The 721-nt window shown below is 67.4% G+C and carries 1 protein-coding gene; it reads left to right on the top strand.

What is annotated here, in order from left to right; all coding sequences use genetic code 11:
• Positions 1-721, top strand: a 721-nt coding sequence (locus tag LPA54_RS34020) for a dihydropteroate synthase (RefSeq protein WP_228984541.1), incomplete at both ends; no start/stop codon positions are given.

Genomic DNA, 721 nt, shown 5'->3' with positions numbered 1-721 from the left:
ACGTGATCCGCGCCGGGCTGGAGAAGCTCGGCGGCCGCGCGGTGATCAACTCGGTGAACTACGAGGACGGGGACGGCCCGGAGTCGCGTTTCGCGCGGGTGACGGAGCTGGCGCGGGAGCACGGTGCGGCGTTGATCGCGTTGACGATCGACGAGGAGGGGCAGGCGCGGACGGCCGAGAAGAAGGTCGAGATCGCCGAGCGGCTGATCGCGGATCTGACGGGGAACTGGGGCATCCGTGAGGAGGACATCCTGGTGGACTGTCTGACGTTCACGATCTGCACCGGGCAGGAGGAGTCCCGCAAGGACGGCCTGGCCACGATCGAGGGCATCCGTGAGCTGAAGCGCCGCCACCCGGACGTGCAGACCACTCTGGGCCTGTCGAACATCTCCTTCGGGCTGAACCCGGCCGCCCGCATCCTGCTGAACAGTGTCTTCCTCGACGAGTGTGTGAAGGCGGGTCTGGACTCGGCGATCGTCCACGCGAGCAAGATCCTTCCGATCGCGCGGTTCAGCGAGGAGGAAGTGACCACCGCCCTGGACCTGATCTACGACCGCCGCTCGGAGGGCTACGACCCGCTGCAGAGGCTCATGCAGCTGTTCGAGGGGGCGACGGCGAAGTCGCTGAAGGCGGGCAAGGCGGAGGAGCTGGCCGCGCTGCCGCTGGAGGAACGCCTCAAGCGCCGCATCATCGACGGCGAGAAGAACGGCCTGGAACAGGA

It is taken from the genome of Streptomyces sp. DH12 (genome assembly GCF_020873895.1).
Lineage (GTDB): Bacteria > Actinomycetota > Actinomycetes > Streptomycetales > Streptomycetaceae > Streptomyces.
Note: the sequence above shows the minus strand (reverse complement) of the source record. Positions and strands in the feature narration are given on the sequence as shown.